Genomic DNA, 14491 nt, shown 5'->3' with positions numbered 1-14491 from the left:
TTACCATCGCCAACCAGATCCCCCCTGTAAGGCCCTGAATGTCAGATCTTTCCGCACACACACCGATGATGCAGCAGTACTGGAAGCTGAAAAACCAGCACCCGGACCAGCTGATGTTCTACCGCATGGGCGACTTCTACGAGATCTTCTACGAAGATGCGAAAAAGGCCGCGAAACTGCTGGATATCACCCTGACCGCCCGCGGTCAGTCGGCCGGCCAGTCCATCCCCATGTGCGGGATTCCGTTCCATTCGCTGGAGGGCTACCTGGCCAAGCTGGTCAAGCTCGGCGAGTCGGTGGTGATCTGTGAGCAGATCGGCGACCCCGCCACCAGCAAGGGCCCGGTGGAGCGCCAGGTGGTGCGCATCATCACCCCCGGCACGGTCAGCGACGAGGCACTGCTCGACGAGCGCCGCGACAACCTGATTGCCGCACTGCTCGGTGACGAGCGCCTGTTCGGCCTGGCGGTACTGGACATCACCAGCGGCAATTTCAGCGTGCAAGAAATCAAGGGCTGGGAAAACCTGCTGGCCGAACTCGAGCGCCTGAACCCGGTCGAGCTGTTGATCCCCGACGACTGGCCACGGGACCTGCCTGCGGAAAAACGCCCAGGCGCCCGCCGCCGCGCCCCCTGGGACTTCGACCGCGACTCGGCACGCAAGGCCCTGTGCCAACAGTTCGCGACCAAGGACCTCAAGGGCTTCGGCTGTGACAAGCTGACCCTGGCCATCGGTGCCGCCGGCTGCCTGCTGACCTACGCCAAGGAAACCCAGCGCACCGCGCTGCCGCACCTGCGCAGCCTGCGCCACGAGCGCCTGGACGATACGGTCATCCTCGATGGGGCCAGCCGCCGCAACCTGGAGCTGGACATCAACCTGGCCGGCGGGCGCGACAACACCCTGCAATCGGTGATCGACCGCTGCCAGACCGCCATGGCCAGCCGCCTGCTGAGCCGCTGGCTGAACCGCCCACTGCGCGACCTCAAGGTGCTGCAAGCACGCCAGGACTCGATCCGCTGCCTGCTCGACAGCTACCGCTTCGAGAAGCTGCAGCCGCAGCTGAAGGAGATTGGCGATATCGAGCGGATCCTCGCCCGTATTGGCCTGCGCAATGCCCGCCCGCGCGACCTGGCACGCCTGCGCGATGCGCTGGGCGCGTTGCCAGAGCTGCAGAACGCCATGACCGAACTCGAAGCGCCGCACCTGGCGCGTCTGGCGGCCATTACCGGTACCTATCCGGAACTGGCCAGCCTGTTGGAGCGGGCGATCATCGATAACCCGCCGGCGGTGATCCGCGACGGCGGTGTACTGAAAGCCGGCTATGACAACGAACTGGACGAGCTGCTGGCAATCAGCGAGAACGCCGGTCAGTTCCTGATCGACCTGGAAACCCGGGAAAAGGCCCGCACCGGCCTTGCCAACCTCAAGGTCGGCTACAACCGCGTGCACGGCTACTTCATCGAACTGCCGACCAAGCAGGCCGAGCAGGCCCCGGGCGACTACATCCGCCGCCAGACCCTCAAAGGCGCCGAGCGCTTCATCACCCCGGAGCTCAAGGCGTTCGAGGACAAGGCATTGTCGGCCAAGAGCCGCGCCCTGGCCCGCGAGAAGATGCTCTACGACGCGCTGCTGGAAACCCTGATCAGCCACCTGGCACCGCTGCAGGACAGCGCCGCCGCCCTGGCCGAGCTGGATGTGCTCAGCAACTTGGCCGAGCGCGCACTGAACCTCGACCTGAGCTGCCCACGCTTTGTCGACGAGCCTTGCCTGCGCATCGAGCAGGGCCGCCACCCGGTGGTGGAACAGGTACTGACCACGCCGTTCGTGGCCAACGACCTGGGCCTGGACAACAGTACGCGCATGCTGATCATCACCGGCCCTAACATGGGCGGTAAATCGACCTACATGCGCCAGACTGCGCTTATCGTGCTCCTGGCCCACATCGGTAGCTTCGTGCCGGCAGCCAGCTGCGAGCTGTCGCTGGTCGACCGCATCTTCACCCGCATCGGCTCCAGTGACGACCTGGCCGGCGGGCGCTCGACCTTCATGGTGGAGATGAGCGAGACCGCCAACATCCTGCACAACGCCACCGACCGCAGCCTGGTGCTGATGGACGAAGTGGGCCGCGGTACCAGCACCTTCGATGGCCTGTCGCTGGCCTGGGCCGCCGCCGAGCGCCTGGCCCAGCTGCGTGCCTACACACTGTTCGCCACCCACTACTTCGAACTGACCGTGCTGCCGGAGAGCGAGCCGCTGGTGGCCAACGTGCACCTGAACGCCACCGAGCACAATGAACGCATCGTGTTCCTGCACCACGTGCTACCCGGCCCTGCCAGCCAAAGCTACGGCCTGGCCGTTGCACAGCTGGCCGGCGTACCGACGGCAGTGATCCAGCGTGCTCGCGAACACCTTGGCCGGCTGGAAACCACCAGCCTGCCCCATGAGCAGCCTGCGGCCCACAAGGCCAAGGACGCGCCACAAGTGCCACACCAGAGCGACTTGTTTGCCAGCCTCCCTCATCCAGCCATCGAGAAGCTGGGCAAGCTGCAGCTGGACGACATGACCCCGCGTCAAGCTATCGAAATGCTATATCAACTAAAGAACCTGTTATAACGGCGCCCATTACAAGCTGGTAGAATCCGCCGCGGTTTGCTGGTGCTGCAGGTTATTAGCCTGGCCTGCAGCCACATACCCGTAAACCGCGCGGCCCTGAGAGGAAGGGCCGCCGCCGTCGCCTGAGGAGAGAATTAGAAATGACCTTCGTCGTCACCGACAACTGCATCAAATGCAAATACACCGACTGCGTGGAAGTCTGTCCGGTGGACTGCTTCTACGAAGGCCCGAACTTCCTGGTCATCCACCCGGACGAGTGCATCGACTGCGCCTTGTGCGAGCCGGAGTGCCCAGCGCAAGCCATCTTCTCGGAAGACGAAGTGCCTTCTGGCATGGAAAACTTCATCGAGCTGAACGCCGAGCTGGCGGAAATCTGGCCGAATATCACCGAGCGTAAGGACGCCCTGCCGGACGCTGAAGAATGGGATGGCAAGCCTGGCAAGATTGCCGACCTGGAGCGCTGATAGCGCCCAGACGCGAAAAAGGCCCTTCGGGGCCTTTTTTGTTTTCCTACGGGCAAAAAAAAGGGGCGGTTTGACCCGCCCACATTTTTTTCCGTAGTCCCTGCTTGTCCCAAACATCATCCTGATGAAATCGCTTCTTGCGATGTCCCTGGCCTTCATCCTGAAAGCCTGTGCATGTCCCTGTGCACAGTTCGAATACTAGCGGGTTCAGCCAGGCGAGCAAGCGATGGAGCTTGCAAGGTATTTCCGCGGACACATTTACTCACCGGTGAATAAACCATGCTTTTCAATGGGTTGTAAAAATTCAGCCTTTGGAAACGACTTTGATTTACTGAAGGTTGCATGGAAAGCTTACACAACGAGTAAGTAAAGGCTTACACACGATGTTACTGGGGTAGCGCGGTACACATTTGATAGGTGTCTTGCCAGGTAGCGTCTGGGCGCCATGCGCCCCGGCAATCTGAAAGGGAACCTCGCTTTTCGCCACAAACAAAAACGCCCCGAGATCATCGGGGCGTCTTTTGTTACAGCGCTAGCTACTGGAACAATGACTCGCTGGACAGACCATTCTTTTCAAGGATCTCACGCAAACGCTTCAGCCCTTCTACCTGAATCTGCCGCACCCGTTCCCGGGTCAGGCCAATCTCCAGGCCAACATCTTCGAGGGTACTGCTTTCATGCCCTCGCAGGCCGAAGCGACGCACCACCACCTCGCGCTGCTTGTCGGTCAACTCGCCCAGCCACTGATCGATGCTCTGCGACAGGTCGTCATCCTGCAGCAGCTCGCACGGGTCCGTCGGGCGGTCGTCGGTCAGGGTATCGAGCAGCGTCTTGTCCGAATCCGGGCCAAGCGACACGTCTACCGAAGACACCCGCTCGTTCAGGCCAAGCATGCGCTTGACCTCGGCGACCGGCTTTTCCAGCAAGGTGGCGATTTCTTCCGGCGAGGGCTCGTGGTCGAGTTTCTGCGTCAGCTCGCGCGCGGCGCGCAGGTAGACGTTCAGTTCCTTGACCACGTGGATCGGCAGGCGAATGGTGCGGGTCTGGTTCATGATCGCCCGTTCGATGGTCTGGCGAATCCACCAGGTCGCGTAGGTCGAAAAACGGAAACCACGCTCCGGGTCGAACTTTTCGACCGCACGGATCAGCCCCAGGTTGCCCTCCTCGATCAGGTCGAGCAGCGACAGGCCACGGTTCACGTAACGACGGGCAATTTTGACAACCAGGCGCAGGTTGCTTTCGATCATGCGCTTGCGGCCGGCAGGGTCACCCTTTTGCGACAAGCGCGCAAAATGCACTTCTTCTTCCGGCGAAAGCAGCGGCGAGAAACCAATCTCGTTGAGATACAGCTGGGTGGCATCGAGCGCCCTGCTGTAATCGATGTACTTGTGTTGCTTGAGCGAAGAGCCCGATTTGGCCCTCGTCCGAACCGAAGATACAGCAGGTTCGTCTGACACCACATCCGTTTCCAAAACGATACCCGTCTCCATCAGGAGGACGTCATCGTCGATGTCAAACTCCGGCACTTCTTTACTGAGAGCCATTGTTATAATCCTTTGCTGAGTTCGAACTCAGACTCGAGCGGCACCTTTCTCCCTGGCAGCGCTTGAGCCTGTCCCCTCTACATCACAGGAACAGGCCGGGTACAACGGTCAACGACGTGGCAGGAACTGGAGTGGATCGACGGGTTTGCCCTGGCGGCGAATCTCGAAATGCAGCTTCACCCGATCTGTGCCCGTAGACCCCATTTCAGCAATCGACTGCCCTGCCTTGACCTGCTGCCCCTCCCGAACCAACAGCCTGCGGTTATGACCGTAGGCACTGACGTAGGTGTCGCTGTGCTTGATGATGATCAGCTCGCCGTAGCCCCTCAAACCACTCCCGGCATAAACCACCGCACCATCAGACGCAGCAAAAACAGGCTGTCCCAAATCACCGGCGATATCAATGCCTTTATTCAAACTACCGTTTGAAGCAAATTTTCCAATCAGCACGCCATTGGCAGGCCAGGTCCAACCACCTACCGCGCGCTCTGCGGCTGGTACGGTAGCGACCACAGGGGCAGGGGCGGAAGGCGCCGACGTGGCCGGTTTGCTGGTGCTGGCAGGCGCCGTGGCAGTGCTGCCCACAGGCCGCCGCGTGACCGTGGTGCGGCTTGACGAGGACGGGCTGGACACCACCGTGGTGCGGCTGCTGGAACCGCTGCTGAAACGAATCGCTTGGCCCGGGCGGATGGTATAAGGCGCCTGAATGCCGTTGCGTGCAGCCAGCTCCTTGTAGTCCCAGCCATAACGGAAGGCGATGGAGAACAGGGTGTCGCCTGGCTTGACGATGTATTGCCCAGAAGTCACCGCCGGGCGCTTGGGCACGGTGTTGTTGCGGTCGACCACCCGCGCGCTGTTGCTGCTGGTGCTTGAGCAACCCACCAGAAGCGTGCCCATGGCCAATGCAATCACCAGAAGCTTGAAACCCGACCCGTCCTTGCGCTGCCGAATGACTGTGTGACCCACCCGCGCTCCCCTCATGGTGCCGAAAATCGATATGAAGACAAGAAATGCAATATTGTTGCAATTATAACCAAGCCAGCCGGTAATGGCAGACGGGTTCAAAAGACGGGCATAAAACCCCGGTGCACGCTGTGCGTTAGCGCTTCGCACCGCCTGATAGACAGGGCGAAGCGACAAGAATTCGCCACCGGCACAAAAATACACCGCGCCTCATGCCTGCACAGCTCAGATCAACAGGCCTCAGGCCAGAGGCCCATTGAGCAGCGGCACGAAGCGCACAGCCCCCAGTACGCGACGGGAGAATCCATGCTCCTCGCGCACGATCAGCATCAGTTGCTGCGCTTCGCCGGCCGGCCCTACCGGAATGACCATGCGTCCACCGGGTGCCAGTTGGTCGAGCAGTGCCTGTGGCACTTCCGGCGCCACGGCGGTGACGATGATGCCGTTGTACGGCGCAAGCGCCGGCCACCCCTCACAACCGTCACCCCAGCGGAATACCACGTTGCGCAGGTTAAGCTCCACCAGGCGCTCTTTGGCCCGGTCCTGCAGCACCTTGATGCGCTCTACCGAAAACACCCGCTCGACCAGCTGAGCCAGGATCGCCGTCTGGTAGCCCGAACCGGTGCCAATCTCCAGCACCTTGTCCAGCGGCCCGGCCTCGAGCAACAGCTCGCTCATGTGAGCAACCATGAACGGCTGGGAGATGGTCTGGTTGTGGCCGATCGGCAGCGCGGTGTCTTCGTATGCTCGATGCGCCAGCGCCTCGTCGACGAACAGGTGGCGCGGCGTACGACGGATCACGTCGAGCACCTTGGTGTTCGAAACCCCCTCTTCGCACAAGCGCTGTATCAGCCGCTCCCGGGTACGCTGAGAGGTCATGCCGATGCCACGCCGCAGCATATCGTCCTCACGCATCAGAGCAGGCCCTCCAGCCAACCATCGAGCTGCTCGAAGGCATCATTGAAGGTGCGGTCGAGCTGCAACGGGGTAATCGATACGTAGCCTTGCATCACCGCGTGGAAGTCGGTGCCCGGGCCGCCGTCCTCGGCATCACCGGCCACGGCAATCCAGTAGCCTTCCTTGCCACGCGGGTTGACCACCTTGGTGGGCGCCGCCGCCCGCGCGCGGTGACCGAGACGGGTGAGCTGGATGCCACGGATGTGCTCCAGTGGCAAGTTGGGAATATTGACGTTGAGTACAGTGCGTGGCGGCAACACCAGGCGCGACTGTGCCTCGACCAGACGACGGGCGATATAGGCCGCAGTCGGCAGGTTGTCCGGCTGGCGCGACAACAGCGAGAACGCCAGCGAGGTACCGCCGAGAAAGCGGCCTTCGAGCGCCGCAGCGACCGTTCCCGAATACAGCACGTCATCGCCCAGGTTGGCACCGAGGTTGATCCCCGACACGACCATGTCCGGCGTCTGTGGCAACAGCCCATTGAGCCCCAGGTGCACGCAGTCGGTCGGCGTGCCGTTGAGGCTGATGAAGCCATTGGCCAGGGTCTGCGGATGCAGTGGCCGGTCCAGCGTCAGCGAACTGCTGGCGCCGCTCTTGTCTTGATCCGGGGCGATCACCGCGCACTCGGCATAATCCACCAGCGCAGCGTGCAGCGCGGCGATGCCAGGTGCGGTAACACCGTCGTCATTCGAAATCAGAATACGCATGGGCTGTCCGTCTGCCCTGCCGACACCAGATCCACGACTTCACGCACCACCACGGTGGCGAAGCATCCGGCCGGCAGGACGAATTCCAGTTGCAGGATATCAGGCTCGGGATAATGCCACGTCAGGCCGCCAATAGGGAGCCGCAGAATTCGCCGTTCGTGATCCATGCCCGCCTGGGCCAGCCACTGGCAAAGTGCCGGCTGACGTGCGCCGATAGCGTTTTCCAGCTGGGCAGGCGCTGCGCCAGCAGGTGAAGCGCCCTCCCCCCACATCGGGCCGGTTGGATGCAAGTCGAGAATCGCCAGGCGCGGGTCGGCACATTCCGCCTCACCCGCCGGGAAGAAACTGCGGCTGTCGGTGAACGCCAGCAGGTCGCCGACCTGGGCTCGGGCCCAGCTACCATCAGCGACACGCGCAGCCAACAACTGATTGAACAGGTAGCTGCGCCCGGCCGAAAGCAGCCGCGAACGCACGTTGCGCTGTTCAGGCAAAGCCTTGCGTGCGGCCCAATCGAGGGCGTCATGGACGTTGCCACCCCCGTGCCCGAAGCGCTGGGTGCCGAAATAGTTGGGCACACCTTGCTGCCTGAGCTGCTCCAGGCGCGCATCCACCGCCTGGTGATCGGCAGCCAGGGCGGTCAGGCGCAAGGTGAACCCGTTGGCCGAATGCGCGCCGCGCTGCAGTTTGCGCTGGTGACGCACCTGTTTGAGCACACGCAGGCTGGCATCCTCGGCACGCGACAGATCCGGGTCGGCCTTGCCCGGCAGGTGCAGGCTGAACCACTGGCGGGTCAGCGCCTGGCGGTCCTTCAGGCCGGCATAGCTGATGCTGCGCACGGGCACGCCAGCGGCGCGGGCAAGGCGCCGGGCGGCTTCTTCAGTGTTCAGGTCACGCTTCTCGACCCACAGCCACAGGTGCTCGCCTTGGCCGGATAGCGGTATATCCAGAACTTCGTCAACCTGAAAGTCTTCGGCAACCGCTTTGAGGACGGCGGTGCCCAGGGATTCGCCCGATGCGCGCGGGCCCAGCAATTCCAGTTCGGTCATGCTGGCAGCAGCAGGGCGACCGAATGCACGGCAATGCCCTCCTCGCGGCCGGTAAAGCCAAGCTTCTCTGTGGTGGTGGCCTTGACATTGACCTGGTCGAGCTCGACCTGCAGGTCTTCGGCGATCAGCTGGCGCATGGTTTCGATGTGTGGGGCCATTTTCGGTGCCTGGGCGACGATGGTGGCGTCAACGTTGCCGACCTTCCAGCCCTTGGCCTTGACGATGCCGACCACATGGCGCAGCAGCGCGCGGCTGTCAGCCCCCTTGAACTGCGGGTCAGTGTCAGGGAAGTGCTTGCCGATGTCGCCCAGCGCCGCAGCGCCAAGCAAGGCATCGCTCAGGGCGTGCAACAGCACGTCACCGTCAGAATGGGCCAACAGGCCGTATTTGTGGGGGATACGCACCCCGCCCAGGGTAATGAAATCACCGTCGCAGAAACGGTGCACATCGTAGCCGTGGCCAATACGCATAAAAAAACGCCCTGAATGAGTCAGGGCGTGATTCTACCTGCTTTGCAGGGGATTTGTGGGATTGGGGCTGCTGTGCAGCCCTTCGCGGGCACGCCCGCTCCCACAGCAAGCGTTAAACCCGCCCCAGTGCCACCGCATGATGGCGCAGGTGCTCCTCGATGAAGCTGGCAATGAAGTAGTAGCTATGGTCATAGCCCGGCTGCATACGCAGGGTCATTGCATGGCCACCTTTGCGTGCCGCCTGTTCCAGCGCTTCAGGCTTGAGTTGCTTCTCGAGGAAGTCGTCACGGTCGCCCTGATCCACCAGCAACGGCGGGCATTGGCCTGCCGGGGTTTCGGCCAGCAGCACGCTGGCATCCCACTCACGCCAGCGCCCACGGTCTTCACCCAGGTAGCGGCTGAAGGCTTTCTCGCCCCACGGACAATCCATCGGATTGCTGATTGGCGAGAATGCCGACACCGAGCGGTAGCGCCCCGGATTGCGCAAGGCGCACACCAGCGCGCCATGCCCACCCATGGAGTGGCCGCTGATGCTGCGCTCGCCCGACGCCGGGAAGTGGGCCTCGATCAGGGCTGGCAACTCCTCCACCACATAGTCGTGCATGCGGTAGTGCTGGGCCCAGGGTTGCTGGGTGGCGTTGAGGTAGAAGCCAGCACCCAGGCCAAAGTCCCAGGCGCCGTCCGGATCGCCCGGCACCTGCTCGCCACGCGGGCTGGTATCGGGGGCAACAATGATCAGCCCCAGCTCGGCGGCCAGACGCTGGGCGCCGGCCTTCTGCATGAAGTTCTCGTCGGTGCAGGTGAGGCCGCTGAGCCAGTAAAGCACCGGCAGCTTTTCGCCCTGCTCGGCCTGCGGTGGCAGGTACACGGCGAACACCATATCGCAACCCAGCACCTTGGAATGATGCCGGTAACGCTTGTGCCAGCCGCCGAAGCTCTTCTGGCAGGAGATGTTATCCAGGCTCATGGCAGACCTCAGAAGTGGATCACGCTACGGATGCTCTTGCCTTCATGCATCAGGTCGAAGGCCTTGTTGATGTCTTCCAGCCCCATCGTGTGGGTGATGAAGGTGTCCAGCGGGATCTCGCCTTTCTCGGACATTTCCACGTAGCTCGGCAGTTCGCTGCGGCCACGCACCCCGCCGAACGCCGAACCACGCCAGACCCGACCGGTAACCAGCTGGAACGGACGCGTGGAAATTTCCTGGCCGGCACCGGCCACACCGATGATCACCGACTCACCCCAGCCCTTGTGGCAGCATTCCAGGGCGGCGCGCATCAGCTGAACGTTGCCGATGCACTCGAAGGAGAAGTCCACGCCACCATCGGTGAGGTCGACGATCACTTCCTGGATCGGGCGATCGTAGTCTTTCGGGTTGATGCAATCGGTGGCACCCAGTTGGCGGGCGATTTCGAACTTGGCCGGGTTGATGTCGATGGCGATGATACGCGAGGCCTTGGCCTTGACCGCACCGATCACGGCCGACAGGCCGATGCCACCGAGGCCGAAGATGGCCACGGTATCACCCGGCTTGACCTTGGCAGTGTTGAGTACCGCGCCGATACCGGTGGTGACGCCGCAGCCCAGCAGGCAGACCTTTTCCAGTGGTGCTTCTTTCTGGATCTTGGCCACGGAAATTTCCGGCAGCACGGTGTATTCGGAGAACGTCGAGGTGCCCATGTAGTGGAACAGTTGCTGGCCCTTGTACGAGAAGCGCGTGGTGCCGTCCGGCATCAGGCCCTTGCCCTGGGTGGCGCGGATGGCCTGGCACAGGTTGGTCTTGCCCGAGAGGCAGAACTTGCACTTGCCGCATTCTGGGGTGTACAGCGGGATGACGTGGTCACCCACGGCGACCGAGGTCACCCCCTCGCCCACCGCTTCGACGATGGCACCGCCTTCGTGGCCGAGGATCGATGGGAAGATCCCTTCCGGGTCAGCACCGGACAGGGTATAGGCATCGGTGTGGCAGACACCGCTGGCGACCACGCGCAGCAGCACTTCACCGGCTTTTGGCATGGCCACGTCGACTTCGACGATTTCCAGGGGTTTCTTGGCTTCGAAGGCAACGGCAGCACGGGACTTGATCATCAAAGGTCTCCAGACAGTGGATCGATTCAGTCTTGCAGTGTAATTCAGCGTCATTTGATGAATAATCAGGCCAAAGACAAAACATTATTGCCATACAGGGATAATCGATGAGCAGCCGATGGGAAGGCATCGACGAATTTGTCGCCGTGGCCGAATCGGGCCAGTTCACTGCCGCCGCCGAACGCCTGGGGGTTTCCTCATCGCACATCAGCCGGCAGATCGCCCGGCTGGAGGACCGCCTGCAAACGCGCCTGCTGTATCGCAGTACCCGCCGGGTAACCCTCAGCGAAGCCGGGCAGACCTTCCTGCAGCATTGCCAACGCTTGCAGGATGGCCGCGAGGAAGCGCTGCGCGCCATGGGCGACCTGGCCAGTGAACCCAAGGGCTTGCTGCGCATGACGTGCGCCGTGGCCTACGGCGAGCGCTTCATCGTGCCGTTGGTGACGCGATTCATGGCGCTGTACCCGCAGCTGCGCGTGGATGTGGAGCTGAGCAACCACACCCTCGACCTGCTGCATGAAGGCATGGACCTGGCCATCCGCCTGGGCCGCCTGGCCGACTCTCGCTTGGTGGCTACCCGCCTGGCGCCAAGGCGCATGTACCTGTGCGCCTCGCCGGCCTATCTTGAGCGCTATGGCCGGCCACACAGCCTGTCGGAGCTGGCGCGGCACAATTGCCTGGTGGGGAGTTCGGACTTGTGGGCGCTACAGCAGGATGGCCGTGAGATCAGCCAGCGGGTACAGGGTAACTGGCGCTGCAACAGTGGCCAGGCAGTGCTGGATGCGGCGCTGCAAGGGATCGGGTTGTGCCAGTTGCCGGATTACTACGTGCTGGAACACCTGAACAGTGGTGCGCTGGTGTCGCTGCTGGAGGCGCACCAACCGCCGAATACGGCGGTGTGGGCGCTGTATCCGCAGCAGAGGCACCTGTCGCCGAAGGTACGGCGGCTGGTGGATTACCTGAAGGAGGGGTTGGCAGGGTTGCCGGAGTATCGTTTCGGCTGACGGGATGTGCTGCATGTACTGGCCTCTTCGCGGGTGAACCCGCTCCTACGACGGCCTGTGCCCAACCACCGATGCGTATGTAGGAGCGGGTTTACCCGCGAATACGGCGGCGGCGCCAACGGTGAACGCTCAGCGTTTACCCGCCCAGCGCTGGCGCAACCATTCGAGATCTTCGGGCCGGGTTACCTTTATGTTGTCACTGCGCCCTTCCACCAGCCGCGGCGCCTGACCGGACCATTCGATGGCCGAGGCTTCATCGGTCACCACCACATCCGACACCAGGCACTCAGCCAGCGCCCGGTGCAACGCTCCCAGGCGGAACATCTGCGGTGTGTACGCCTGCCAGATCGTGCTGCGGTCCACGGTAGCACTCACCCGGCCATGGCTGTCGGCACGCTTGAGGGTATCGCGCGCCGGCACCGCCAGCAGGCCACCCACCGGGTCGTCCGCCAGCTCCGACAACAGCTTGTCCAGGTCGCTGCGTGCCAGGTTCGGCCGCGCAGCATCGTGCACCAGCACCCAGTCGCTGTCCCCCGCCCCCTGGGCATGCAGCGCCAGCAAGGCGTTAAGCACCGAGTCAGCGCGTTCACGCCCGCCCGCCGCGCACTGGATGCGTGGGTCGCTGGCGTAGCGCAGGCCAGGCCAGTACGGGTCATCTTCGGCAATGCTGACCACCACGCCCTTAAGCGCCGGGTGGCCAAGAAAACAGTCGAGGCTGTGCTCGAGAAGGGTCTGCCCAGCCAGCTCCAGGTATTGCTTGGGGCGGTCGGCAGCCATGCGGGCACCTACACCCGCCGCAGGAATCACGGCCCAGAAGGCCGGCAAGGTATCGATCATTTCTGTGGCAACTGGAAGAGGGTTTCGCCCTCTTTGACCATCCCCAATTCGTGGCGGGCCCGTTCTTCAACGGTCTCCATGCCTTTTTTCAGCTCTAGCACTTCAGCATCGAGCACACGATTACGCTCGAGCAAGCGCTCGTTTTCGGCATGCTGATCGGCAATCTGCTGCTTCAGTTCGGTCACTTGCGCCAGGCTGCCGTTACCCACCCACAGGCGGTACTGCAGGCCACCCAACAGCAAGAGCAGAACGAGGAACAACCAATAGGGACTGCGCATCACGTTATCCAGGTTAAAAAGGCTGCCGCGTTTTTACTTCGGGGCCTCCAATAGCACGAAGCCTGGCCGAGGCCAGGCTTCGTCGACAGAAACCCGTTAGTACGTAGGAAAGTTCAGTACGAACGTTCCTACAACTTCGACTGCTGCCTTTTTACCATCTCTTGCTTAGCCGCGAAACTCGGCACGACCGCGGTAAACCGCTTTGGCGCCCAGTTGCTCTTCGATGCGCAGCAGCTGGTTGTACTTGGAAACGCGGTCGGAACGGCACAGCGAGCCGGTCTTGATCTGGCCAGCAGCAGTACCCACAGCCAGGTCGGCAATGGTCGAGTCTTCGGTTTCACCGGAACGGTGCGAGATCACTGCAGTGTAACCAGCAGCCTTGGCCATCTGGATGGCTTCCAGGGTTTCGGTCAGCGAGCCGATCTGGTTGAACTTGATCAGGATCGAGTTACCGATGCCTTTCTCGATGCCTTCCTTGAGGATCTTGGTGTTGGTCACGAACAGGTCGTCACCGACCAGCTGGACTTTTTCACCGATCTTGTCAGTGAGGATTTTCCAGCCAGCCCAGTCGGACTCGTCCAGGCCGTCTTCGATCGAAATGATCGGGAAACGCTCGGTCAGGCCTTTCAGGTAGTCGGCGAAGCCTTCGGCGTCGAACGACTTGCCTTCGCCGGACAGGTTGTACTTGCCGTCTTCGTAGAATTCAGAAGCCGCGCAGTCCAGGGCCAGGGTCACGTCGGTGCCCAGCTTGTAGCCGGCTTTTTCGACAGCTTCAGCGATAGCGCCCAGGGCGTCTTCGTTGGATGCCAGGTTCGGGGCGAAACCACCTTCATCACCTACGGCGGTGTTCAGGCCACGGGCCTTCAGGACGGCCTTGAGGTGGTGGAAGATTTCGGTACCCATGCGCAGGCCGTCAGAGAAGGTCTTGGCGCCAACCGGCTGAACCATGAACTCCTGGATGTCGACGTTGTTGTCGGCGTGCTCGCCACCGTTGATGATGTTCATCATCGGAACCGGCATCGAGTACTGGCCCGGGGTGCCGTTCAGGTTGGCGATGTGCGCGTACAGCGGCAGGTCCTGGTCCTGGGCAGCAGCTTTGGCGGCAGCCAGGGAAACAGCCAGGATGGCGTTGGCGCCCAGCTTGGCCTTGTTCTCGGTACCGTCCAGTTCAATCATGGCGCGGTCCAGCGCCTTCTGGTCGGAAGGATCCTTGCCCAGCAGCAGGTCACGGATCGGGCCGTTGATGTTGGCGACGGCCTTCAGCACGCCCTTGCCCAGGTAACGGCTCTTGTCGCCATCACGCAGCTCCAGCGCTTCGCGCGAGCCGGTAGAAGCACCGGACGGCGCGCAAGCGCTGCCGATGATGCCGTTGTCGAGCAGTACATCGGCTTCCACAGTGGGGTTGCCACGCGAATCGAGAACTTCACGACCTTTGATGTCGACGATTTTTGCCATTGTTGTAAGCACTCCAGAATTTGACGAAAACAACTTAGCTTAGGAAATTCTTGCCGTTCACCAGGC

The 14491-nt window shown here is 62.2% G+C and carries 14 protein-coding genes; 3 read left to right on the top strand and 11 right to left on the bottom strand.

What is annotated here, in order from left to right:
• The first annotated feature begins 38 nt into the window (after window positions 1-38).
• Both mutS and fdxA read left to right on the top strand, forming a co-directional pair.
• On the top strand, window positions 39-2612 hold the full coding sequence (gene mutS, locus V6093_RS23625; protein WP_003252357.1) for a DNA mismatch repair protein MutS: 2574 nt from the start codon (window positions 39-41) through the stop codon (window positions 2610-2612).
• Between the two features lie 140 nt (window positions 2613-2752).
• On the top strand, window positions 2753-3076 hold the full coding sequence (fdxA, locus tag V6093_RS23620) for a ferredoxin FdxA (protein ID WP_003252355.1): 324 nt from the start codon (window positions 2753-2755) through the stop codon (window positions 3074-3076).
• A 536-nt stretch (window positions 3077-3612) separates the two neighbouring features.
• Here the strand turns inward: fdxA and rpoS are convergent.
• The 8 genes from rpoS to V6093_RS23580 form a co-directional block, all read right to left on the bottom strand.
• A complete protein-coding gene (rpoS, locus tag V6093_RS23615) occupies window positions 3613-4620 on the bottom strand; it encodes an RNA polymerase sigma factor RpoS (RefSeq protein ID WP_003252351.1) in 1008 nt (335 codons plus the stop codon).
• Window positions 4621-4728: 108 nt separating this feature from the next.
• Complete coding sequence (locus V6093_RS23610; RefSeq protein ID WP_003252350.1) at window positions 4729-5586, bottom strand: peptidoglycan DD-metalloendopeptidase family protein; 858 nt, start codon at window positions 5584-5586, stop codon at window positions 4729-4731.
• 237 nt (window positions 5587-5823) lie between these two features.
• Window positions 5824-6462, bottom strand: a complete 639-nt coding sequence (locus V6093_RS23605; RefSeq protein ID WP_003252348.1) for a protein-L-isoaspartate(D-aspartate) O-methyltransferase — start codon at window positions 6460-6462, stop codon at window positions 5824-5826.
• Between the two features lie 35 nt (window positions 6463-6497).
• Window positions 6498-7247 carry a 5'/3'-nucleotidase SurE gene (surE, locus tag V6093_RS23600; protein ID WP_003252346.1) on the bottom strand — a complete coding sequence of 250 codons (750 nt, stop codon included), beginning with the start codon at window positions 7245-7247 and terminating at the stop codon, window positions 6498-6500.
• Entirely contained in the window at window positions 7235-8293 is a 1059-nt protein-coding gene (truD, locus tag V6093_RS23595) for a tRNA pseudouridine(13) synthase TruD (RefSeq protein ID WP_047603359.1), read from the bottom strand. The genes surE and truD overlap by 13 nt, the downstream gene beginning before the upstream one ends.
• Window positions 8290-8763, bottom strand: coding sequence for a 2-C-methyl-D-erythritol 2,4-cyclodiphosphate synthase (ispF, locus tag V6093_RS23590; protein ID WP_003252342.1), 474 nt, complete (start codon window positions 8761-8763; stop codon window positions 8290-8292). Before ispF ends, truD begins: the two co-directional genes overlap by 4 nt.
• A 112-nt stretch (window positions 8764-8875) precedes the next feature.
• On the bottom strand, window positions 8876-9730 hold the full coding sequence (gene fghA, locus V6093_RS23585) for an S-formylglutathione hydrolase (protein WP_003252340.1): 855 nt from the start codon (window positions 9728-9730) through the stop codon (window positions 8876-8878).
• 8 nt (window positions 9731-9738) lie between these two features.
• Entirely contained in the window at window positions 9739-10851 is a 1113-nt protein-coding gene (locus V6093_RS23580; protein ID WP_003252338.1) for an S-(hydroxymethyl)glutathione dehydrogenase/class III alcohol dehydrogenase, read from the bottom strand.
• Window positions 10852-10958: 107 nt separating this feature from the next.
• Between V6093_RS23580 and V6093_RS23575 the strand changes: the two genes are divergently transcribed.
• Window positions 10959-11855 carry a LysR substrate-binding domain-containing protein gene (locus V6093_RS23575; protein WP_003252336.1) on the top strand — a complete coding sequence of 299 codons (897 nt, stop codon included), beginning with the start codon at window positions 10959-10961 and terminating at the stop codon, window positions 11853-11855.
• 129 nt (window positions 11856-11984) lie between these two features.
• Here the strand turns inward: V6093_RS23575 and ispD are convergent, their stop codons facing one another.
• From ispD to eno, 3 genes are all read right to left on the bottom strand, one after another.
• A complete protein-coding gene (gene ispD / locus V6093_RS23570; RefSeq protein WP_004576850.1) occupies window positions 11985-12692 on the bottom strand; it encodes a 2-C-methyl-D-erythritol 4-phosphate cytidylyltransferase in 708 nt (235 codons plus the stop codon).
• On the bottom strand, window positions 12689-12970 hold the full coding sequence (gene ftsB / locus V6093_RS23565; RefSeq protein WP_004576849.1) for a cell division protein FtsB: 282 nt from the start codon (window positions 12968-12970) through the stop codon (window positions 12689-12691). The genes ispD and ftsB overlap by 4 nt, the downstream gene beginning before the upstream one ends.
• A gap of 165 nt (window positions 12971-13135) precedes the next feature.
• A complete protein-coding gene (eno, locus tag V6093_RS23560) occupies window positions 13136-14425 on the bottom strand; it encodes a phosphopyruvate hydratase (protein ID WP_003252333.1) in 1290 nt (429 codons plus the stop codon).
• Between the last annotated feature and the right edge of the window lie 66 nt (window positions 14426-14491).

This window comes from Pseudomonas putida group bacterium ESBL64, from assembly GCF_045277175.1.
In the GTDB taxonomy this organism is placed as follows: Bacteria; Pseudomonadota; Gammaproteobacteria; order Pseudomonadales; family Pseudomonadaceae; genus Aquipseudomonas; species Aquipseudomonas alloputida.
Note: the sequence above shows the minus strand (reverse complement) of the source record. Positions and strands in the feature narration are given on the sequence as shown.